Here is a 19913-nt window from a genome sequence, read left to right as displayed (position 1 = left end):
ACTGCATGACAACTATTTCTACCAGTGACATTCAGCACCTGGCGAGTTTGAGTAGTCTGGCATTAGCCGATGATGAAGTTGATGGACTGCGCCAGGATTTGGAAAACATAATTAGCTACATTGAGCAGCTGGGCGAGCTCGATACGTCTGGCGTGGAGCCAACCTATCAAGTGACGGGCTTGGAGAACGTCTGGCGCGAAGATGAGGTCCAGTCAGGGATTTCTCGAGACGAGTTGCTTGAGCTGGCGCCTGAAAAGCAGAACAATCAAGTGAAAGTGCCGCAGGTGCTGTGATGAGCCAGATTAGTGATTTTGCCGGAAAAAGCGCGGTCGAAAATGTTAAAGAAGCACTGCGGCGGGCGCGCGACATTGAAGAATACCATGCACTACTCAGTTTAGCGGAAGAGCGGGCGCTGGAGCGTGCCGAACTGGTGGATAAGGGTGAGATTTCTGGCCGGCTGGCTGGTGTGCCGTTTGTGGTGAAAGACAATTTCTTGGCCTTTGGAGCGCCGACGACTGCTGCCTCGAAGATGCTCGAGAATTTTAACGCACCATTGCAGGCCACGGCCGTTGAAAAACTAGAGGCTGAAGGCGCAATTTGTATCGGTAAGGCGAACTTGGACGCCTTTGCTCACGGTGGTTCGACGGAAAACTCAGCCTTTGGTCCAACCAAAAACGCCGCGGATAAAACGCGCGTAGCCGGTGGTTCGTCAGGCGGCTCGGCGGTGGTGACGGCGCTTGACGTGGTGCCGTTTGCACTGGGGACAGACACTGGCGGTTCAATTCGCCAGCCAGCCAGCTTTAACGGCGTGGTCGGTGTCAAGCCAACCTACGGCGCAGTCAGTCGCTACGGCGTGGTAGCCATGGCATCGAGTACGGACACGGTTGGTTGTTTCGCCACGAATGCTGATGATGCTAATTTGGTGATGGAAATTATGGCGGGCCGCGACGACAAGGATATGACGACACTGCCTGACTTTTGGCGGAACCAGCCAGGCTTTACTAAGAAAAAGATTGGTTTGGTTAAGCAGTGTATGACTGACGATGTGGACGCGGCAGTTCGCCAGAAAACGCTTGATTATGCTAAAAAACTGAAGCAGCTGGGCTATGAAATTGAAGAAGTGAATCTGGACATGATGCAATATTCGCTGGCGATGTACTATATTATTGTGCCGGCAGAGTTGTCGTCAAATCTGGCGCGCTATGATGGCGTGCGTTATGGTCACCGAGCGGCCGAAGTGAAAACGCTGGCGGAATTGTACGGCCGCAGCCGTGATGAAGGCTTCATGACGGAGAATAAGCGGCGGATTATGATCGGCAGTTTCGTGTTGTCGAGCGGCTTTTTTGACGCTTACTACATGCAGGCACAAAAAGCGCGCACGCTGCTTATCAATGAGTTCAATCAGTTGTTCGCTGAGTACGACGCACTGCTGATGCCAGTCGCACCAACGCCAGCCTTCAAACTTGATGAAAACACCAATGATCCGATCAAAATGTATTTGTCTGACATCATGACCGTGCCGGCCAGTCTGGCTGGACTGCCAGCAATTTCCGTACCAGCTGGAAGCAATGACGAAGGATTACCGATCGGCGTGCAGCTAGTTGGTAATTACCGTTCGGACGGAAGCCTGCTGAAACTGGCGGCGGAAGTGGAGGCCAGCTGATGGATGGACTATTGATCGCGCTAGTGGTGGCGGCGCTGGTGATCGGTGGCCTATTGATGCTATTCATTCAGTTGACGTCGAAGCGAACAGAGAAGCTCGACCGGGAACTATACCGAAAAGTCTGGCAGGCGGTGCAGCGTGTGGCCGATACAAATAACCCCGACAGTCTGCAGATGGCGATTATCAAAGCTGACAAGCTGCTCGACCGGGCGATGCGCGAATATGGCGTTAGTGGTACGACGATGGGTGAGCGGCTCAAGGCACGGCGTGGTCTGTGGACACATGAGGACGCGGTCTGGTCGGCACATAAACTGCGTAATCAGATTGCCCACGAAAGTCGGGTCACCATTACTACCCAGACATTCAAGCGGGCAATGGCCGCATTTGAGCAAGCACTAAAAGATTTGGGAGCGTTATGATGAGTGTATATGATGAATATGAAATGACCATTGGCATCGAGTGCCATGTCCAGCTGGCGACCAAAACTAAGCTGTTTAGTCCGGCTGATAACGACGCTCGCGATGCTGAGCCGAATAGTAAAACGCACGAGATTGACTTTGGCATGCCAGGAATGCTGCCAGTACTCAACAAGCACGCCGTCGAGTTGGCGGTGCGTGCCGGCAAGGCGTTGAATGCGCCGATTGCCCGCGTTAGCCGGTTTGATCGCAAACATTATTTCTACCCTGACCTGCCAAAGGGCTATCAGACTTCGCAGATGTACCAGCCGATCATCTTGGCTGGCTATGTCGACGCGCCGCTAGAAGACGGTTCGCTCAAACGGGTGCGGATTCATCACGCGCACATGGAAGAGGATGCTGGCAAGTTGATGCACCACGACGGGTACTCGCTGGTTGATCTCAACCGTGCCGGTACGCCGCTGATTGAAATCGTTTCTGAGCCGGACATGCATTCTGCCGAGGAGGCTAGGGCCTACGCTTCGGAGCTACACAAATTGATGATCTATGCAGGTGTGACGCACGGTGATTTATACCACGGCAATATGCGCTTTGACGTCAATATTTCGGTGGCTAAGAAAGGAGCGACCGAACTCGGCAAGCGCGCGGAAGTGAAGAATCTCAACTCTTTCCGTAGCGTCGAGCGCGCCGCTGAGTACGAGTTTAAGCGCCAAGTTGATCTACTCGAGCGCGGCGAATCGGTAGTTCAGGAAACTCGCGGCTGGAGTGATGACAAGCAGATTACTACTTCGCAGCGCTCGAAAGAGGACGCCCAGGATTATCGTTACATGCCTGATCCGGATATCCCGCCGATTGTTTTGACTGACGAGGAAATTGCCGGTATGCAGGAACATATGCCACTGATGCCGGGCGAGTGCCGAGAGCGTTGGGCTGATCTGGGGTTGGATCATTCGGTGATTACGACGATACTCGGCCATCAGCCGCTCGCGATATTGCTTGATGCTATCAAGACGCTGACGGTACATAACGAGCAGGCTGTCCTTGATGAGCTAGGAGCTGACAAGATAAAATATCAGCGGCTGGTCAAGCGGATCTTTAACTGGTTCGCTTCGACGCCGGAGGAGCTGATTGATATGGATCTCATCGGGGAGGGCTATGTCGGGCCGCGTCGGTTGACAGAGTTGTCACTACTCGTCGAGGATAACGAGGTCAGTTCAACTGGCGGCAAGGAGATTTTCCTTAGTCTATTCGACCGACAATACCTCAAACAGGGGCCGCGCGAGATTGCCGAGAGTAAGAATTTGTTGCAGGTGTCTGACGAGGGGGTGATCGCAGCCATCGTTGACGAAGTATTACATGACCCAGCCTCGGCGGCATCCATCGCTGACATTCGCTCGGGCAAAGGCAAAGCTATCGGCTATCTCGTCGGCCAAGTCATGAAGCGCTCTAAGGGCCAGGCTAACCCGAGCCTCGCCCAGAAGCTAATCCGGGAGCGACTGTAGTGAAAACGTTCAGGCGATTATTTGATTATTTAGATAACCTACGACAGGAGGAACTATCATGAAAAAACCAACCAAAGCTATCATCGCTGCCGCTGGCTTCGGTACGCGGTTCTTGCCGCAGACCAAGGCCATGCCAAAAGAAATGATGCCGCTGATCGACAAGCCGATTATCCAATACGTTGTCGAGGAATTAGTCGAGGCCGGCATCAGGGATATTATTATTATCGGCAGTGCTAACAAACGAGCAATTGAGGATCATTTTGACAGGCCGAACGAGGAGCTGCTGGTTAATCTACGGGCGGGCGGCGCCAAGAAGCAGCCACTAATTGACATTGTGAATAATTTGTCAGAAATGGCCAACTTTGTTTATATTCGCCAGAAGGGCCCGTACGGTAATGCTACGCCGTTGATCTGCGCCGCACATTTGATCAATGGTGATGAGCCGGTTATCTATACGTTTGCTGATGATTTTATCGCTGCTAGCCCTAGCCGATTTCGCCAGATGATCACTGCGGCGCAAAAATTAGATGGCGCGGTGCTATCGTGTAAGAAAATTATTGATGATGCTGAATTTGATCGCTACGGCGTGGTTAACGGTGAGCAGGTTGCTGACGGCGTGATCAAGATGACAAACATTGTTGAAAAACCAGGTAAGGCCAATGCCCCGTCCGATCTTGCAAGCGTCAGTAGCTATCTGCTGCCGGGCGAGTTCTTTGCCTATCTCGAAAAAGCCAAACATGCGTTTGATGGTCACGGCGAATTTACGGTGCAGCCGATTATGCAGAGCATGATTGATGATGGCCATAGTTTTTATGGCGTGGAAATTACCAATGGCACGTACTATGACACTGGCGACAAGCTAGAGTATCTCAAGACAGTGATCGATTTTGGTATGCGTGATCCGAAGCTTGGTGCGAGCCTTCGTGAATATCTAGTCAAGCGGCTTGAGGAAAATGGCGCCAACTAAATCGTCAAAAGAACGTGGCCATAAGGATGCTAAGGCCGCTGACCCACGTCCCTCGGTAGCCCGCCGCGCCATTGATCGCATCAAGCGTGATAACGAAAATGGCGCCCGGCAAGCAATGATTGAAGACTTGTTTTTTGATTTTCATCGATCGCGCCGGCAGGTTTATTGGATGAACTTTTGGCGCGGCTTTTTCTTTGGTATGGGTAGCCTCGTGGGCGTGACGGTGCTGATCATGGTGTCAGCCTGGCTGCTGGGGCGGTTTGCTGATATCTTTCCGGCACTGGCGGATTTTCTCAATCAGCTGATTGATACCATGCAGCGACGACGCTAGCATGTTATACTGGGTGGAGAAAGAGGAGGTGGCGCCCACAAGGGAGGCGCAATGAATAATGGCTACCAAACATACGACAGCTTCAGCCAAAGTCGCGGCCACGTTGCAGCCGTCTGATTACGTGCACCTACACAACCACACTCACCATTCGCTCCTAGACGGATTGACTAAAATTCCTGACATGGTTGCCCGAGTGAAGGAGCTGGGTATGGAGGCCTGTGCCATTACTGACCACGGCACGATGTCGGGCGCGATTGAGTTTTATAAAGCGGCCAAGAATGTTGGTATCAAGCCAATCATCGGCATCGAAACCTACGTAGCAGCCCGCACTCGTCACGACCGCGACCCGGCCAAGGACAAGGCGCGTTATCACCTAACGCTGCTGGCTATGAACCACAAGGGCTATCAAAACCTGATGCAGCTTAGCACCATCGCCAACCTCGAAGGCGTCTACTATAAACCGCGCATTGATCACGAGCTACTGGAGCAATACAATGAAGGTATTATCTGTATGTCCGGCTGTATCGGTGGTGAGCTGGGTGAGAATTTGCGCAATGATGATTATGAAAAGGCCAAGGAAATTGCTGGCTGGTACAAGTCAGTGTTTGGCGACCGATACTACATGGAACTTCAAGACCATGGCCACCCCGAAGCGCGCAGCCACTGGCCGGAACAGAAAAAGGTCAATGATTACATTGAGCGCATCAGCGAGGAACTGGATATTCCGTGTGTGGTGACCAGCGACGGTCATTACCTCAATCACGAAGACCAAGAGGCGCATGAGATTTTGCTATGCGTCGGTACTGGTGCGTATTTGAGTGATGAAAAGCGGATGAGCTTGAAGGATTTTGAGCTGCATTTGACCACACCAGAAGACATCATTTCGCGGTGGCAAACAACCAATCCTCAGGCAATTGCCAATACCAAAGCCATCGCCGACCGCTGTGACGTGGAAATCAAACTGGGTGATATTCTCATCCCGAAATTTCCAACGCCAAACGGTGAATCCGAAAAAGAATATCTGGATCATCTGGTGTATAGCGGTATGGCAGTACGGTACGCTGGCATGAAGTTGGAGGACGCGAAGAAGCTCCCGAATGATCAGCTGCGAGCCAAGTTATCAGAGGCGCAGCTAGAGCGACTGGACATGGAGTTTGGTGTGCTCGACAACATGGGTTATAACGGCTACTTCCTCATTGTTCAGGATTTTATCAACTGGGGCAAATCCCAAGGAATTATCTTTGGCCCGGGACGTGGTTCGGCGGCTGGTTCAATCATCGCTTATGCGCTGAATATCACCGACCTTGATCCGCTGCATTACGACTTGCTGTTCGAGCGATTCCTCAATCCCGACCGTATTTCCATGCCCGACATCGACATCGATATTCAAGATACGCGCCGCGGCGAGGTGATCGAATATTGTGCCAAGAAATATGGCTCAGAACGAGTGGCTAACATCTGTACCTTTGGCACCATGGCGGCGCGCGCTTCGGTGCGTGATGTGGCGCGGGTGCTGCAGGTACCATATGGCGAGTCGGACCGGCTGGCCAAGCTCATTCCGCCACCTGTGCAGGGTCGTCATGTACCCATCAAAAAGTCGCTGGAGGAAGACCCTGATCTCAAGAAAGAATACGAAAGTAATCCAACCGCCAAAACCGTCTATGACTTTGCCTCGCGGCTGGAGGGAACGATTCGTTCGCACGGTGTGCACGCTGCTGGTGTGGTGATCGCGCCGGATGATTTGGTGAAATACGTACCGCTCGAGATGGCGCAAAAGGGTGTGGTGGCAACGCAGTATCCAATGGGCCCGGTTGAGGAACTCGGGCTGCTGAAGATGGACTTTTTGGGCTTGTCTAACCTGTCCATTATTAACAACGCTCTGCGTATTATTCGTAAAGTCTATAAAACGGAAATAGATTTATCAACGCTGCCGCTGGATGATGAAGAAACCTACAAATTATTCCAGCGCGGTGACACCACTGGCGTGTTTCAGCTAGAATCGGCCGGCATGAAGCGGTACCTGCGCGAGCTCAAGCCGAGCGTCTTTGAAGACATCATCGCCATGGTGGCCTTGTACCGCCCGGGGCCGATGCAGTTTATCGACTCATTCATCAAGCGTAAACACGGCGAAGAAGAAATCACCTACTTGCACCCCGGTATGGAAAACTCGCTGAAAAACACCTATGGAATTTTGGTTTATCAAGAGCAATTTATGCAGATTTCCAAAGAGTGGTGCGGCTTTACCGGCGGCCAGGCCGACACCTTGCGTAAAGCAGTGGGTAAAAAGAAAATTGACCTGATGAAAAAGGTCAAGCCAGAGTTTGTCGAAGGCGCGGTCAAGGTTGGTGGTGCGACTAAGGAAATCGCTGAGCAGTTTTGGGACGCGCTGGAAGAATTTGCTAACTACTGTTTCAATAAGTCGCACGCGGCGTGTTATGGCCTGATCGCCTACTGGACGGCGTATCTCAAGGCGCATTATCCTGACGCATTCATGGCGGCGCTGATGACCAGTGACCAGGATGATACTGAGCGCCTGGCCATCGAGATGACCGAGTGTAAGCACATGGGCATTGAAGTGCTCAACCCGGACGTTAATGAATCATTTGTCGAGTTCGCGGTGGTGCCTGGTGAAAAGAAGATTCGTTTCGGTATGGCGGCGGTCAAGGGCGTTGGTGTCGGCGCGGTGGAAGAAATTATTCGTGCTCGCGAGGCTGATGGCCCGTTCAAGTCGGTCGAAGATTTTGCCAAGCGAGTGTCGACCAGCAAGTTTAACCGCAAGGCCTGGGAGTCGCTGATCAAAACTGGTGCCTTTGACGGCTTTGGTGATCGGTCTGATTTATTGTTTAATCTTGATACCATTGTCGCCTTTGCTCAAAAAACTCAGAAAGAGGCCGCGTCGGGGCAGACTGACCTATTTGGTATGCTTGGTGATGAGTCGGCTAATGTTCAGCCAACGATGCAGCTACAGCCAGCGCCGGCCAAACATACCAACAAAGAGCGGTTGATGTGGGAGCGCGAGCTGATGGGGCTGTATATTTCGGCGCATCCGCTCGATGCGTATGAAACATATCTCAGCGAGCAGGCGCAGCCATTAACGCAGTTAGTGCCAGAATACGACGGTCGCCTGATGACGATCGGCGGTATTATCACGACCGTGCGCACCATCGTTACCAAGTCAGGCAGCAAGATGGCATTCGTTGGGATCGAAGATAAGTTTGGCGAAGGCGAAGTTATCGTCTTTCCGAATTTGTATGAGCAAGTCGGCGCCAAGCTCGTCCAGGACGCTGTCATTCGGGTGACCGGCAAAAACTCAGCCCGCGATCGGGATGGTAATTTGGGATCAGAGAGCAAGATGATTGCTGATGAAATTGAACTGATTTCTGACGATGACCTCCGGCAGTATCAGTCGACTGGCCGTAAAATGGAAGCGCCAAAGATGAGTAGCAAGGTCAAGCAAGAGCGGCGTACGGCATTTCGAACTCAAACGACTCAGCGAGCAGGCGCAGCCCGAGTATCGACAGCGAAAGGGACGAACATGAAGTCAACACCGGCCGACACGACAAACACGCCACCGCATCCAGCAGCCACGCACGCCGTGCCCGAGACAGAAAAGCTATTTCTTCATATCAAAAACCCGAGCGACCATGATAAACTAGTAGCACTCAAGTCGCTCTGCTCCGAATACGCTGGTGCGACTGACGTGGTGTTGGTGCTGGGTGAGGCAAATAAGTCTGCCATGCGCATGCCGTTTCGTGTTGAGGCTGGCGATCAGCTCATGAGTCAGCTGCGTCAGACACTGGGCGACGAGTGTGTAGTCTTGAAATAAAATTTGCGCGTACTTTATTGAACTTTTATCTCTCGTCGTCGCAGGAGCTTATTATACCAGCGAATCATACCGCGCCGTACTGGTCGGCCGATCATATTACCAAGCGATGCACCGATGGCGATGGCCACGCCGATCATGATAGCTCGCGCCAATATCGCTAGGGACAGTAAAAATTCAGGGTCGGTCGGTGGATTTTCGATCACCCCCATCAAGCCGTTGTAGAGCGATAAGCCCGGCACCAGCGGCACGATGCCAGCAGCGATAATGGCCACTGAAGGAAAGCGCCATAGTCGGGATAATAGCACCGACATCAGTCCAACAACTGTTGCAGCAACGCCACTTGCGATAACGACTCCGAGCGGCCCAACGAGTGCACTCGATATCCACCACCCCAACACACCGACACCGCCGGCAATCAGCATTCCGAACAAACGCGCGTGATTGCCAGCCGCGAAACCTGCGGCAATGATCAGCGCCCCCAAGTATTGCGCTCGTATATCTGCCGCTAGCCCCAGCCGATCTGGTGTAGCCGGAAAGCTAATCCCAAATCGCTGAATAATATATAGCCCGGTCATTACACCGACAACAATACCCATCGTCGCCATAGTTACCCGCAGCAGTCGGGCATTTGCTGTTACATAATATTCATCAATCGCATCCTGAAAAGCGCCAACGATCATCAGCCCCGCCACCAACAGCACGATACCGCTGATCACCAGCATCGTCGTATCAACTTGCCAGCCCAGCCAGCCATTCAGCCACTGGGCAGCACCCGCCGCCAGGGTGATTAGGAGTGCGGTAATGATTTGGAGGTAAAATGTTGCGAGGCCCCATTTGTCCAGAATCCTCATCGTCGCCGTCGCCACAAAGCCCATCACAAACGCCAGTCCGCTCATCAGGATCGAGCCGTTAAATAAAATCACCACGCCCATTGACACGCTACCGCCTGCTAGGCAGACGATCCAGCGCGAGTGCTCTCGTGAGCCTGCTAATAATTCCTCAGTGCGTTTTTCAGCTTCGGCCAGTGGTAAATGATGGTCACGGATTGTGAGGGCGAGGTTTTGCAATGCCTGAATTGTCTGGTAATTAACGTATTTTAAGGTAATCGTCCGCACTAATGTGAGTGGTTCACGTTCGGTACCGCGATCTTGAGATATGGTAATGAGCGTTGAGCTGATATCAATATGAACCCGTCGCCTGCAGTATGTGCCAGTGATCCCTAGCGCCATATGTACCACGTCCCGAGCAGCCACCCCCATTGCTAATAATTCCTCGGCGATTGTCATCGTCATCCGCAGCGCTCGCATATTTGGCGTCAGGCTCTCGTCGATTTTATCTAATTGCCAAATGGGTTCTGGCGTTGGTAATCGTGGAATTCGTCCCAGTGATCGCTTGATAAATTCAGGTACTTTTCTTTTGACAGTTGTTTTCACATCACTACTATAGCGCCTCTTGGCTAAAATGAAAATAGTTTAGTGGGTCGAGACCTGCATGGGTGATACAATAAGCTTATGGACGAACGGCAGATAGCTCAACTTGAGACAATAAAAAATAAAGTGCGTGATATATTAGGCGGCGATCCATCAGGCCATGCTGATGATCACGTTGAGCGAGTGGCGCTGCTGGCGGAGCGTTTTGCTAGCGAATGCAGCGAATCAGTGGATCTGCAAGAAGTGCTGCTGACGGCTTGGCTGCATGACGTCGACGACTATAAACTAGTCGGCAAGGCGCAGGCAGAGAAATTAACGAACGCAGTAAAAATTATGGCGCAGGCAGAAGTAGTTAATAGTCTAAGTCAGGCGGTGCTGGAAAATATTGCGGCGATTGGTTATAGCAAACGGCTGAACGGCAGGCAACCACAGCGGCTGGCGGGTCAAATTGTGTCTGACGCCGACATGTGCGACGCTATTGGTGCAGTTGGGATTGAGCGGGCGTTGGTTTATGCTTGCCATCACGGCGGGCGGATTTTTGACCCCGCGGTCTGGCCGAATGTTAATCTGGCGGCGCACGAGTATAATGCTGACGGCAATACCCACGATACCGACGGCTTTATCAATCATTTCTTTGAAAAGCTGCTGAAACTGAAAGACTTGATGCTGACCGAGCCAGGACGAATAGAGGCAGAAAACCGCCAGCAAATTATGGTTGATTTCTTACGCCATTATTTCCGCGAGAAGAATGCGCCGGAGTGGAGCGAGTTTTTGGAAAAATATTTGTTAAAAATAGCTAATGTAAATGATTTACAATAGATAGAAAGAGTTGTATTATGGGTAAAACTTCAGAAAATGTCTACTCACTGCTTGTAGCGCGCGGTTTTCATGACAGAATGGAAGATTGCGAAGTCCCGTATAACGTTGTCGGCGGGCTAGGTTTGCATGCAGTTACCAACTCTGCCGAAATTGATTGGGACAATCACGTTGTTTATCTGCCTAGCGGCGTGTGCTTACCGTGTTTACGCGAAAATGGTACGGTGCGAGACCTTGATACATTAGTGCAAAGCACAGATAAGACTGTTGTAAAGGGCTGTCGACAGAAAATTGCTGACGCTATCGGTGATAAGTTGGTAGTTTCAGCATTTGGACTTCATCCATACGAAAAGAATCGTCGCGGTATATTTGATTTTGTCGGCGATCGTTATGTTGATAATGAAGGTCGTCTATATTGGCGCCTAAGCGGTATTGAGACGGAAATTCCTTCAGCTAGTCTTGAGCAATGGCTTGTCAAGAGAGGTGGCGAGACGGTATGTGCTATACCTAATCCAGTTGCTCAACTAGGAGCGTACGGGTGTCGCTCAAGCACTGGCCTGCGTCCAAAAGATGAAGAAAAAGTTGCGGCGTTGACAGGTATTATTATGCCAAACGGTAAAATTTCAGATATTCCAGCGGCTTATCGTGAACAGTACCTCGCATTTTTGAAGCAATCTCAAAAAGTTGCCGCAGCTAGGAAGAAGTTGGGTTGGTTTGGGCTAAAGGCTGGATTGTTATCACTCCTTGAGCGTCAAGAGTGGGCGATACGACTTGCTCAGGGCGAGCTGGATGGCGTACTAAGCGGCATCGTCGGTAAGGCTTGACTGTCTGTATAAGTTATAATGATACTGTGAATAAACGGTTGCAACAAAAACTCAAAACCTTACCCCGCACTCCCGGTGTCTATTTTCACAAGTCAGCCAGCGGCGAGATTATTTATGTGGGCAAGGCGGCGGTGCTGAAAAATCGCGTGCGCCAGTATTTTCAGGATTCGCGCGGGCGGGACAATAAAACCATGGCGTTGGTGGCGGAAATTGCTGATACCGATTGGATTGAGACCGAGAGCGAAGTTGATGCGTTGTTTTTGGAGAGCGAGATGGTCAAACGTTATATGCCGCGCTATAATGTGCTGCTGCGCGATGATAAATCGCAGATGTATGTGCGAATCGACATGAAAAGCGAGTGGCCGACCGTCAGTTTTACGCGCAATCCAGCTGATGATGGGGCGGAATATGTTGGCCCGTTCTATAATGGCTTTGCTTTGAAAAAAGCGCTGCGCTATTTGCGGCGGGTTTTCCCCTATTTGACCAGGCAGCGCCGGCCGGGACAGTCGAAATTGGATGAAGATTTGGGCTTGAGTCCGCGATTGAGTGATGGACCAGTCGCCTACAAAGCCACTTTGCGCAAGCTCATCAGCTACATCAAAGGTAATCGTAAAGCCATTGCCGCCGAGTTGGAGCGCGACATGAAAACGGCAGCTGGGCTGCATGATTTTGAGAGGGCGGCTGATCTTCGCAATAAGCTGCGCGCCATGCAGGAGTTGCAGCGGCGGGTTTGTTTTGGCGACAAAGAGTTTTTGGATATTTCTAAAGACAAGGCGCTGGCTGATTTGGCAAAATTATTGGGCCTAAAAGATATCCCAGCACGCATTGAGGGTTATGACATTTCGCACATGAGCGGCCAGCAGGTTGTCGCCAGCATGGTGGTGTTTACCAATGGCGCGAGCGACCGGGCGGAGTACCGCAAATTCAAAGTCAGTGAGAAAAATGATGACACTGGTAATATGTATCAAACAATTTTTCGCCGGCTGAGTGAGCGTCATTTAAAAAGCTGGGGTCGTCCTGATTTGCTGCTCATTGATGGCGGCAAAGGTCAGCTAGCGGCGGCCATCAAAGCGCGCGATGAGCGTGGCGCCACTGTGCCGATTGTCAGTATCGCCAAGCGCGAGGAGGAACTACTGGTGCATAAAACTGGTTCGCAAATTGATACGGCGTTTATTGAGCAAATGCGGTCGCAGCCACGGACGGATATTATGATTCACGAAGACGGTGATATTTATGTAGTGAATTTACACCCAAGTCAGCGTAACGCCGGTTCGCATTCAAAAAACCTGCGAGCTAGCATGGAACAAACTCGCAACGAACGTCCGATGGCGGACGAGAATACCCTTGCGACAACTGACATCGTCAAACTGTTTCAGCGCATCCGTGACGAGTCGCACCGCTTTGCGGTGAGCTACCACACGGCACTGAAGCGTCAGCAGCAAACGAAAAATCAGCTGGAGGAAATTCCTGGTGTGGGGCCAAAAACTCGCGCCAAATTATTGAAAAAGTTTGGCAGCATCAGCCGTATACGGAATGCCTTACTCACCGACCTGGAAAAAATCGTGGATAAAGAGCTAGCGAAAAAGATTAAGCTTATGCTATCATCATAAGTATGAGTCGCAAGTATGGATTTACCGTCATAGAAATACTAATTGTCGTTGTGGTTATTGGTATCTTGGCGGGCATCGGTCTCGTCAGTTATAACGGGTGGCGCAAAGAGACGGTGCGTAAAGCTATAACATCGGATCTTCAGAATGCATTATCAGCGGCGGAACAGGAAAAAAACTTCAAAGGGTCATACCCAACGACATTGCCGCAGTCGTTCAAGAGTGGCTCGCCAGATATCGTAATCACTGTACGAACAATCCCGCCGTCTGGTTCGACGCCGGCCGCGATCTGCATTGAGGGGACGAGTAGTCGACAGCAGCTCCAGATGCACATCAAGAGCACTGAGCGCAAGGTAGTCGACGGCGCTTGCTAGCGTTATGATATAATGAAATGTAGTCATGAGACGACAATTTGCAATATTTTTTGTCAGGTGGGTACTTAATTCTGTTGGTATCTGGGTGGCGGTGCGGCTTCTCGGGACGAGTGAGCCAGTGGTTGAGACGACGGCAACGTTTATCCTCGCCGGTTTAATCTTTTCGATCGTCAACTCTATCTTAAAACCGATCGTTGTCATCTTGTCGCTACCGGCGATCTTACTGACGCTCGGCTTATTTACGCTGGTGGTTAATGGCATCATGGTGTATATATCGTTGGCACTGGCGCCGGGATTATCCATGAGTTTTGGCTCGTCAATTCTTGCCGGAATCATACTCAGTCTGGTAAACTATATAGTAAGTAGCGCCTTCGTTATCAAGCCGGCGCCAGAATAAGGAGAAAGCATGTCACTTGATACTATTTTGCCGTATGTCACATTAGGATCAGCCGTTTTGATGATCATTGCCATATTGCTGCAGCAGCGTGGTGCCAGCCTCGGCGCAGGCTTTGGCTCGTCGGGCGAGCTGTTCACCACGCGGCGAGGTTTTGACAAGAATTTGTTTGATGTGACCATTGTGTTTGCTGTCGTATTCGTACTGTCGATCTTGGCGAGTATGGTACTGCCGAGTCTGAAGGGCTAGGGGTATATCTTGGACACAAAAAAATCATCTTGGAAAAAATTTCTGCGGCTGGACTTCACAACGAAAGACCTCGATGGACGGGCGCAGAAACTAACCAAGACGACCCTGCGTCACGCGCATACGTTTATCTCCTTGCGCCTCGAACATTTGGCTGGAGTTAAGCGACATGTCTTGGGATGGATCTTTCTGGTTATTTTGTTAATTACGGTCAGTATGGTGCAGTGGCTATCGTTTCGCGAGTTGTATGCCAATAATAATGCGCCGACTAGCGGTGGTTCATATTCAGAGGGTGTACTAGGTCCGCTAGAGACGCTTAATCCAATCTTTGCTCGTAGTAGTGCCGAAAAGTCAGCGGCCCGATTGATGTTTGCGAGTCTCTACAACTATGATACGACCGGACACATCAAGGGCGACCTCGCTGAGTCGGTCACAGTCAATGAGGCCGAGACCGAGTACACGGTCAAATTGCGCCGTAATCTCAAGTGGTCAGATGGAGCGCCGCTGGATGCTCGCGACGTGGTGTTTACGGTTAATTTACTCAAGGATGCACGGACACAAGCAGCGATTACCGGCTGGCAGTCGATCAACGTCAAGCAGGTTGACGAGCGGACAGTGCAATTTACCCTGCCGGCCCCGTACGCACCATTTATGCATGCGCTCACCTTTCCGATTTTGCCTCAACACAGTCTCAGTGAAGTTAATCCGGCCGAGCTCCGCGAGCATGGTTATGGTAAGTCGCCCGTGACCTCTGGGCCGTTTGCTATGCGGATTCTACAGAATGCCAATGCTGATGGGTCGAAAAAAGTGCTTCACCTCGTGGCTAACTCGCAGTATCATCATGGCGCGCCAAAGCTGGATCGCTTTCAGCTGTATGTATACCCGACGCGGGACGAGATCACCAAGGGCCTCAAGACAAGCGAAATTATGGCAACACCGGAATTATCTTATACGGCACAGTCGGAGCAGATTCGCCACATGTACGCATCGCAGTCGTATGCGATTAACGATGGTGTCTACGCACTGTTTAATACCCAAAGCGAAGTAGTGAGCTCGCGCAAAGTTCGGCAAGCACTGGTCCAATCGATTAATACCCAGGCGCTGCGCGAGAAGTTTGCCTTTGCGAGGAAGCCGCTACATGGCCCAATTTTTGACGACCAAGTGGACGGGCAACTGGCCGGTCGTTTGCCGTATGACACAGAAGCAGCAAAAAAGTTACTGGACGAAGAAGGATGGAAGGTGGTTGGTAATCAGCGTAAAAAGGGCGAGCAGGTTTTGCAACTGTCGTTCGTGACGCTCAAGGGCTCTGATTTTGAAACTATTGCGCGTGAACTCGTAAAAGTCTGGCAGGAAACGCTGCATATCACCGTTGACTTGCGGGTGGTTGATCCAAATGATGCCTCGCAGAACGTTTTGCAGTCCGTCCTGCGGCCGCGCGGTTTTGATGTGCTATTGTATGAGTTGGTGCTGGGCGGTGACGCCGATGTCTTTGCCTATTGGCATTCGTCACAGGCCAATCAAGGCGGTCTCAATTTTGCTAATTATAATAGCGCCGTAGCTGATGATGCCCTCGCAGCTGGTCGTGCCAAACGGAGTGCTAAGCAGCGAGTTAGCAAATACCAAGCGTTTACCAAGCATTGGCAGTCCGATGTGCCGGCCCTCGCACTATATCAAGTGCAACTGGACTACATTCACTTGCGTTCCGTGTCGGCGCTTGATAAGTCAATGCGGTTGGTATATCCCACCGATCGGTTTGCTGACGTGATCTACTGGACAGTTCGCCGCGAATCCGTTTACAAAACACCGTAATCAGGTATAATGGTAGGTGGTCATGCGGGCGTGGCGGAATTGGTAGACGCGCTAGCTTGAGGGGCTAGTGAGCATTACGCTCGTGGAAGTTCAAGTCTTCTCGCTCGCACCAAATGTAACAGAGCGGCGCGTTGGCGGAGCGGTTACGCAGAGGTCTGCAAAACCTTTTAGACGAGTTCGACTCTCGTACGTGCCTCCAGGATTGTCGATAAAAGCTCTCTTGGAGAGCTATAATTATAAATAAAAATATTGAGTGAAATAAAGTTGAATTTGTAACTGAATTTTTGTATTTTGCGAAGGGAGAATATTGAGTTATGTTTTCAATATCAGGTGCAGTATTATTTGGAATTATAGCAACTATGACCGTTCTTGTTGCTTGCGGCTTGCCTTTGGGCGAATTTACCATGGGTGGACAACATAAAATCTTACCTAAGAAATTGAGAGTTATGGCAGTCATTTCGGTGGTTATCCAAATTTTTGCAATGATCATTATTTTGCAAGCCGGGGGTTTTATTTCCTTATGGTTGCCTTTTACGGTTACCAAATATATTTGTCTCTTCTTCGCCGCTTACCTAACTTTGAATACGATTATGAACATGATTTCAAAAAGTAAGAAAGAAAAATATGTTATGACTCCGATCTCACTTATAGCCGGAATATGTTTTTGGATAACGGCATTTCAGATGTAGTATGTAAAATGAGGGTAAGCTACAGCGCGTCACACTGGAATTTGACAGCAACATTTATATAAATGATTGTCAATGATATTATTGTGGTATTGATGGATACAGGAGGCACAAAGATGATGAAACATAACAGATTGCTTCATTGAATAGAACAATTTTTGAGATAGTAAATCGAGAAAAGTTTACTGTTTTTCTTGCTTAGTTTTCAAAATAAAAGCGTCAATAAAGTAAAAAAGTACAGTCGTCTTTATTATGTAGTAGGTGAATTTCTTTGGCAGACTTTTCGTTTGGTATACTGGGCAGCAAGATGCCAGTGTCATCTCGTTCTTAGGCCAACTATCTACACCATATTGGCGCGTAGGGTGTACATTTTACTTTATAAATATAGTATACTATGGAGGTATGCGCGAGTGGCGGAATTGGTAGACGCGAGGGACTTAAAATCCCTTGACCAAAAGTCGTGCGGGTTCGATTCCCGCCTCGCGCACCACAATTGTTACAAAAGCCGCCGATAAAGGGCGGCTTTCGTTATGGATAGTTGAATTCTAGGGCGCCAGACCCAGATAAATTAAGTGTTTCGTCCGGTCATCTTTCGCCGAAAGATATAGATGGCGAGTGTAAAGATAACGGTGGTATAACACAAAACAATCAGTAGATGTGGTGTGATGACTTGCCAATTCCCCTCAGTGCTGCCTTTAATGGCGGCAACACTGTGGTAAAATGGCAGTGCTTCCGCAACCATTTTAAAACCACCACCGATGAGATCAACCGGGACAAATACGCCCGACAGCCAGCCAGCGACATTGGTGAGCAGGGCGCCACATATACCGCCAACTGCTCGCTCGTTAATGAGACTGCCGAAGAATAACCCACATCCAACAAATAGAAGCGACGTTACCGTTGTAATAACGATTGCCCCAAGAATGTGTACTGAAAAGTCGAGCCCGATAAAGCAGGCGATAACGAGGGTAATCACTGCCTGCATGGTAGCAATGATAATCATCGGAATTGTGTATCCAATGATAAAATCTCGGGCTGTCATAGGCGAGGTAAACAGACGCATCAGGAATGATGACGTTCGGTCTTTTGCTAGGAGCATACCTGAGAATAGTGCTAGGAATGCCGTACCGAACATTGCGATACCTGGTGCCAAATTTTTGATAGCAAACATAGTATTATTGGCTTCGGCGGGAATGCTGGCGTTTATAATAGAGAGCAGTCCAAGTAAAACGAGCGGAAAGACCAATCCAAAGAATAGATTGATCGGATCGCGTACAGCTTCTTTTGTACAGCGTTTAGCAAATAGTAATGATCTCATCGAATATCTCCTACAAGTGCTACGAACGCATCCTCGAGAGTGCGCGTATTGGTTTGTTTTTGCAGTTCTGCCACTGTACCGATTGCCACGAGCTTGCCGCGTGCCATGACGCCAACACGATCAGACAACGCTTCAATTTCCTCGAGATAGTGGGTTGTTAGTAGTGTCGTCACTGTACCTTTGAGCAACTTGATCGCCTCCCATAGCTCATGGCGCGAAAAAATATCAAGACCTAGCGTTGGTTCGTCAATGAATAATATTTTTGGATTTGAGATGAGCGCCATGGCGATCGACAGGCGTCGCTGCATGCCGCCAGACAAATGCTTAGCTTTTTTATGTTCGACAGTTTCGAGCTTGAATTGGCTTGCCATACGCGAGGCGCTCTCACTGGCGTTATGAGCAGATTGTCCGTAGAGTCCAGCGATCAGTTCGAGATTCTCGCGGACTGATAAATTACCAGCTACAGCAGTTTCTTGCGGTGAAACGTTGATCATCTGTTTGACTGCCTGAGGTTTTTCGGTAATACTATTGCCGAGTAAAATAGCATCACCTTGTGTTGGTTGGCTTAAGCAAGATAACATTTTAATCAATGTCGTCTTACCCGCACCATTGACACCAAGTAGTGAAAATAACTCACCCTTTTCAATTGATAGATTAAGGCTGTCGACTGCGACAAAGTCACCGTAGCGTTTTGTTAAGTTGGTCGCAGTGATTGCATTCATGATTTTATCTCCGTATCATTGAGTACGGCGGTGATTGTATCAATGACTTTATTCTTAGTCGGAATAGCAATTCCTTGCTGCTTGTCGCCGAGCATGATAAGTGTATCGCCAGGCTTGATATTAAAAATATCTCGTGCCTCTTTGGGTATCACAATTTGCCCGCGTTCGCCAACCTTGACTGTCCAAGCATGTCTACTCTTTGGTTTTGTCATATAATTCCTTTCTTTCATATAAATATGATTTATATGAATAAGTATACGACTATGATGAGCTGCGTGTCAACAATGAGTTGGCATGATTTTGCCACTATACGACTCGTGTGTATGGTATAATTATGTGTATAAGGTACTAACCATAAGGAGAATAGAACATGGATGCAGTAATAATAACCTTAATTATCGTTGGTGTCGTTATCGTTCTGATCGTGGCGTTTTTGATCGGTACGTACAACAGACTGGTGACACTGCGTAACCGCGTCGAGGAAGCGTGGAGTGATATCACTGTCCAGCTCAAACGCCGGACTGACTTGATTCCAAACCTGGTTAACTCAGTCAAGGGCTACGCGACACATGAAAAAGAAGTATTTGAAAAGGTTACTGAAGCTCGTTCAGCCATTATGGACGCTAAAGGTGTGAAGGATACTGCCGAAGCAGAGAACATGCTCGAAGGTGCGCTGAAGAGCCTGTTCGCGGTAGCCGAGGCTTATCCAGACTTGAAGGCTAACCAAAACTTCATGCAACTGCAGCAGGAACTGGTCGATACCGAAGACAAGATCCAGGCTTCTCGTCGCTTCTACAATGGCGGCGTCCGCGACTTGAACACTAAGATCCAAACCTTCCCAGTAAATATCGTCGCCGGCATGTTCGGCTTCCAGGCCAAGGAGTTCTTTGAGGTTGCTGATCGAGCAAGCATTGAGAATCCAGTCGAGGTAAAATTCTAAGGCAGAATAATCTTTGCCTGAACTAAGCCGCTCGCCTGTTTT

At 49.8% G+C, this 19913-nt stretch carries 20 protein-coding genes and 3 tRNA genes; 19 read left to right on the top strand and 4 right to left on the bottom strand.

The features are described from left to right. Positions 1 to 5: 5 nt before the first annotated feature. From gatC to GWK74_03490, 7 genes are read left to right on the top strand one after another with little or no spacing between them, the layout of a single operon-like run. Positions 6 to 293: an Asp-tRNA(Asn)/Glu-tRNA(Gln) amidotransferase subunit GatC gene (gatC, locus tag GWK74_03520; protein QHU90566.1), complete on the top strand. Its 288-nt coding sequence runs from the start codon at positions 6 to 8 to the stop codon at positions 291 to 293. Next, positions 293 to 1663 (top strand): Asp-tRNA(Asn)/Glu-tRNA(Gln) amidotransferase subunit GatA, encoded by a 1371-nt coding sequence (gatA, locus tag GWK74_03515; protein QHU90565.1) that lies wholly within the window; start codon positions 293 to 295, stop codon positions 1661 to 1663. Before gatC ends, gatA begins: the two co-directional genes overlap by 1 nt. Further along, entirely contained in the window at positions 1663 to 2082 is a 420-nt protein-coding gene (locus GWK74_03510) for a hypothetical protein (protein QHU90564.1), read from the top strand. Before gatA ends, GWK74_03510 begins: the two co-directional genes overlap by 1 nt. Continuing rightward, entirely contained in the window at positions 2079 to 3581 is a 1503-nt protein-coding gene (gene gatB, locus GWK74_03505) for an Asp-tRNA(Asn)/Glu-tRNA(Gln) amidotransferase subunit GatB (GenBank protein QHU90563.1), read from the top strand. The genes GWK74_03510 and gatB overlap by 4 nt, the downstream gene beginning before the upstream one ends. A gap of 58 nt (positions 3582 to 3639) precedes the next feature. Continuing rightward, positions 3640 to 4548, top strand: coding sequence for an NTP transferase domain-containing protein (locus GWK74_03500; protein ID QHU90562.1), 909 nt, complete (start codon positions 3640 to 3642; stop codon positions 4546 to 4548). Then, entirely contained in the window at positions 4535 to 4879 is a 345-nt protein-coding gene (locus tag GWK74_03495) for a hypothetical protein (GenBank protein ID QHU90561.1), read from the top strand. The genes GWK74_03500 and GWK74_03495 overlap by 14 nt, the downstream gene beginning before the upstream one ends. Positions 4880 to 4937: 58 nt before the next feature. Next, positions 4938 to 8705: a DNA polymerase III subunit alpha gene (locus GWK74_03490; GenBank protein ID QHU90560.1), complete on the top strand. Its 3768-nt coding sequence runs from the start codon at positions 4938 to 4940 to the stop codon at positions 8703 to 8705. Positions 8706 to 8719: 14 nt separating this feature from the next. On the opposite strand, the gene GWK74_03485 is transcribed toward GWK74_03490, so the two are convergent. Further along, a complete protein-coding gene (locus GWK74_03485) occupies positions 8720 to 10138 on the bottom strand; it encodes a threonine/serine exporter family protein (GenBank protein ID QHU90559.1) in 1419 nt (472 codons plus the stop codon). 78 nt (positions 10139 to 10216) lie between these two features. Here GWK74_03485 and GWK74_03480 point away from each other — a divergent pair, with 78 nt between their 5' ends. The 11 genes from GWK74_03480 (at position 10217) to GWK74_03430 (ending at position 17381) form a co-directional block, all read left to right on the top strand. Then, positions 10217 to 10954 carry a hypothetical protein gene (locus GWK74_03480; protein QHU90558.1) on the top strand — a complete coding sequence of 246 codons (738 nt, stop codon included), beginning with the start codon at positions 10217 to 10219 and terminating at the stop codon, positions 10952 to 10954. A 17-nt stretch (positions 10955 to 10971) separates the two neighbouring features. Continuing rightward, a complete protein-coding gene (locus GWK74_03475; protein ID QHU90557.1) occupies positions 10972 to 11775 on the top strand; it encodes a hypothetical protein in 804 nt (267 codons plus the stop codon). 26 nt (positions 11776 to 11801) lie between these two features. Next, positions 11802 to 13385: a GIY-YIG nuclease family protein gene (locus GWK74_03470; protein QHU90556.1), complete on the top strand. Its 1584-nt coding sequence runs from the start codon at positions 11802 to 11804 to the stop codon at positions 13383 to 13385. Between the two features lie 2 nt (positions 13386 to 13387). Further along, positions 13388 to 13756, top strand: coding sequence for a prepilin-type N-terminal cleavage/methylation domain-containing protein (locus tag GWK74_03465; protein QHU90555.1), 369 nt, complete (start codon positions 13388 to 13390; stop codon positions 13754 to 13756). Between the two features lie 25 nt (positions 13757 to 13781). Then, on the top strand, positions 13782 to 14153 hold the full coding sequence (locus GWK74_03460) for a phage holin family protein (protein QHU90554.1): 372 nt from the start codon (positions 13782 to 13784) through the stop codon (positions 14151 to 14153). A 9-nt stretch (positions 14154 to 14162) separates the two neighbouring features. Continuing rightward, positions 14163 to 14399 (top strand): preprotein translocase subunit SecG, encoded by a 237-nt coding sequence (gene secG / locus GWK74_03455; protein QHU90553.1) that lies wholly within the window; start codon positions 14163 to 14165, stop codon positions 14397 to 14399. 9 nt (positions 14400 to 14408) lie between these two features. After that, positions 14409 to 16205, top strand: a complete 1797-nt coding sequence (locus tag GWK74_03450; GenBank protein ID QHU90552.1) for a hypothetical protein — start codon at positions 14409 to 14411, stop codon at positions 16203 to 16205. Positions 16206 to 16229: 24 nt separating this feature from the next. Then, positions 16230 to 16317: transfer RNA gene (locus tag GWK74_03445), tRNA-Leu, on the top strand. A gap of 13 nt (positions 16318 to 16330) precedes the next feature. Then, positions 16331 to 16404 (top strand) — tRNA-Cys (locus GWK74_03440). Positions 16405 to 16519: 115 nt separating this feature from the next. Then, a complete protein-coding gene (locus GWK74_03435) occupies positions 16520 to 16894 on the top strand; it encodes a hypothetical protein (GenBank protein QHU90551.1) in 375 nt (124 codons plus the stop codon). Between the two features lie 401 nt (positions 16895 to 17295). Then, positions 17296 to 17381, top strand: a tRNA-Leu gene (locus GWK74_03430). 78 nt (positions 17382 to 17459) lie between these two features. On the opposite strand, the gene GWK74_03425 is transcribed toward GWK74_03430, so the two are convergent. Genes GWK74_03425 through GWK74_03415 form a run of 3 tightly spaced genes read right to left on the bottom strand, consistent with a single transcriptional unit; the run spans position 17460 to position 19143 of the window. Continuing rightward, positions 17460 to 18209 (bottom strand): ABC transporter permease, encoded by a 750-nt coding sequence (locus tag GWK74_03425; GenBank protein ID QHU90550.1) that lies wholly within the window; start codon positions 18207 to 18209, stop codon positions 17460 to 17462. Then, positions 18206 to 18931, bottom strand: a complete 726-nt coding sequence (locus GWK74_03420) for an ATP-binding cassette domain-containing protein (GenBank protein QHU90549.1) — start codon at positions 18929 to 18931, stop codon at positions 18206 to 18208. Before GWK74_03420 ends, GWK74_03425 begins: the two co-directional genes overlap by 4 nt. Next, entirely contained in the window at positions 18928 to 19143 is a 216-nt protein-coding gene (locus tag GWK74_03415; GenBank protein QHU90548.1) for an AbrB/MazE/SpoVT family DNA-binding domain-containing protein, read from the bottom strand. Before GWK74_03415 ends, GWK74_03420 begins: the two co-directional genes overlap by 4 nt. A 158-nt stretch (positions 19144 to 19301) precedes the next feature. Between GWK74_03415 and GWK74_03410 the strand changes: the two genes are divergently transcribed. Further along, a complete protein-coding gene (locus GWK74_03410; GenBank protein QHU90547.1) occupies positions 19302 to 19871 on the top strand; it encodes a LemA family protein in 570 nt (189 codons plus the stop codon). Positions 19872 to 19913 lie beyond the last annotated feature (42 nt).

It is taken from the genome of Candidatus Saccharibacteria bacterium oral taxon 488 (genome assembly GCA_010202115.1).
In the GTDB taxonomy this organism is placed as follows: Bacteria; Patescibacteriota; Saccharimonadia; order Saccharimonadales; family Saccharimonadaceae; genus Nanosynbacter.
This window is presented reverse-complemented; position numbering and strand designations above follow the sequence as displayed.

Bases quoted from the DNA above. Each gene is read 5' to 3' on its own strand.
- GWK74_03500 (QHU90562.1), top strand. From the start codon at position 3,640: ATGAAAAAACCAACCAAAGCTATCATCGCTGCCGCTGGCTTCGGTACG.
- GWK74_03480 (QHU90558.1), top strand. From the start codon at position 10,217: ATGGACGAACGGCAGATAGCTCAACTTGAGACAATAAAAAATAAAGTG.
- GWK74_03475 (QHU90557.1), top strand. From the start codon at position 10,972: ATGGGTAAAACTTCAGAAAATGTCTACTCACTGCTTGTAGCGCGCGGT.
- GWK74_03490 (QHU90560.1), top strand. From the start codon at position 4,938: ATGGCTACCAAACATACGACAGCTTCAGCCAAAGTCGCGGCCACGTTG.
- gatC (QHU90566.1), top strand. From the start codon at position 6: ATGACAACTATTTCTACCAGTGACATTCAGCACCTGGCGAGTTTGAGT.
- gatB (QHU90563.1), top strand. From the start codon at position 2,079: ATGATGAGTGTATATGATGAATATGAAATGACCATTGGCATCGAGTGC.
- GWK74_03420 (QHU90549.1), bottom strand. From the start codon at position 18,931: ATGAATGCAATCACTGCGACCAACTTAACAAAACGCTACGGTGACTTT.
- GWK74_03435 (QHU90551.1), top strand. From the start codon at position 16,520: ATGTTTTCAATATCAGGTGCAGTATTATTTGGAATTATAGCAACTATG.
- GWK74_03495 (QHU90561.1), top strand. From the start codon at position 4,535: ATGGCGCCAACTAAATCGTCAAAAGAACGTGGCCATAAGGATGCTAAG.
- GWK74_03460 (QHU90554.1), top strand. From the start codon at position 13,782: ATGAGACGACAATTTGCAATATTTTTTGTCAGGTGGGTACTTAATTCT.
- GWK74_03415 (QHU90548.1), bottom strand. From the start codon at position 19,143: ATGACAAAACCAAAGAGTAGACATGCTTGGACAGTCAAGGTTGGCGAA.
- GWK74_03465 (QHU90555.1), top strand. From the start codon at position 13,388: ATGAGTCGCAAGTATGGATTTACCGTCATAGAAATACTAATTGTCGTT.
- GWK74_03410 (QHU90547.1), top strand. From the start codon at position 19,302: ATGGATGCAGTAATAATAACCTTAATTATCGTTGGTGTCGTTATCGTT.
- secG (QHU90553.1), top strand. From the start codon at position 14,163: ATGTCACTTGATACTATTTTGCCGTATGTCACATTAGGATCAGCCGTT.
- GWK74_03425 (QHU90550.1), bottom strand. From the start codon at position 18,209: ATGAGATCATTACTATTTGCTAAACGCTGTACAAAAGAAGCTGTACGC.
- GWK74_03510 (QHU90564.1), top strand. From the start codon at position 1,663: ATGGATGGACTATTGATCGCGCTAGTGGTGGCGGCGCTGGTGATCGGT.
- gatA (QHU90565.1), top strand. From the start codon at position 293: ATGAGCCAGATTAGTGATTTTGCCGGAAAAAGCGCGGTCGAAAATGTT.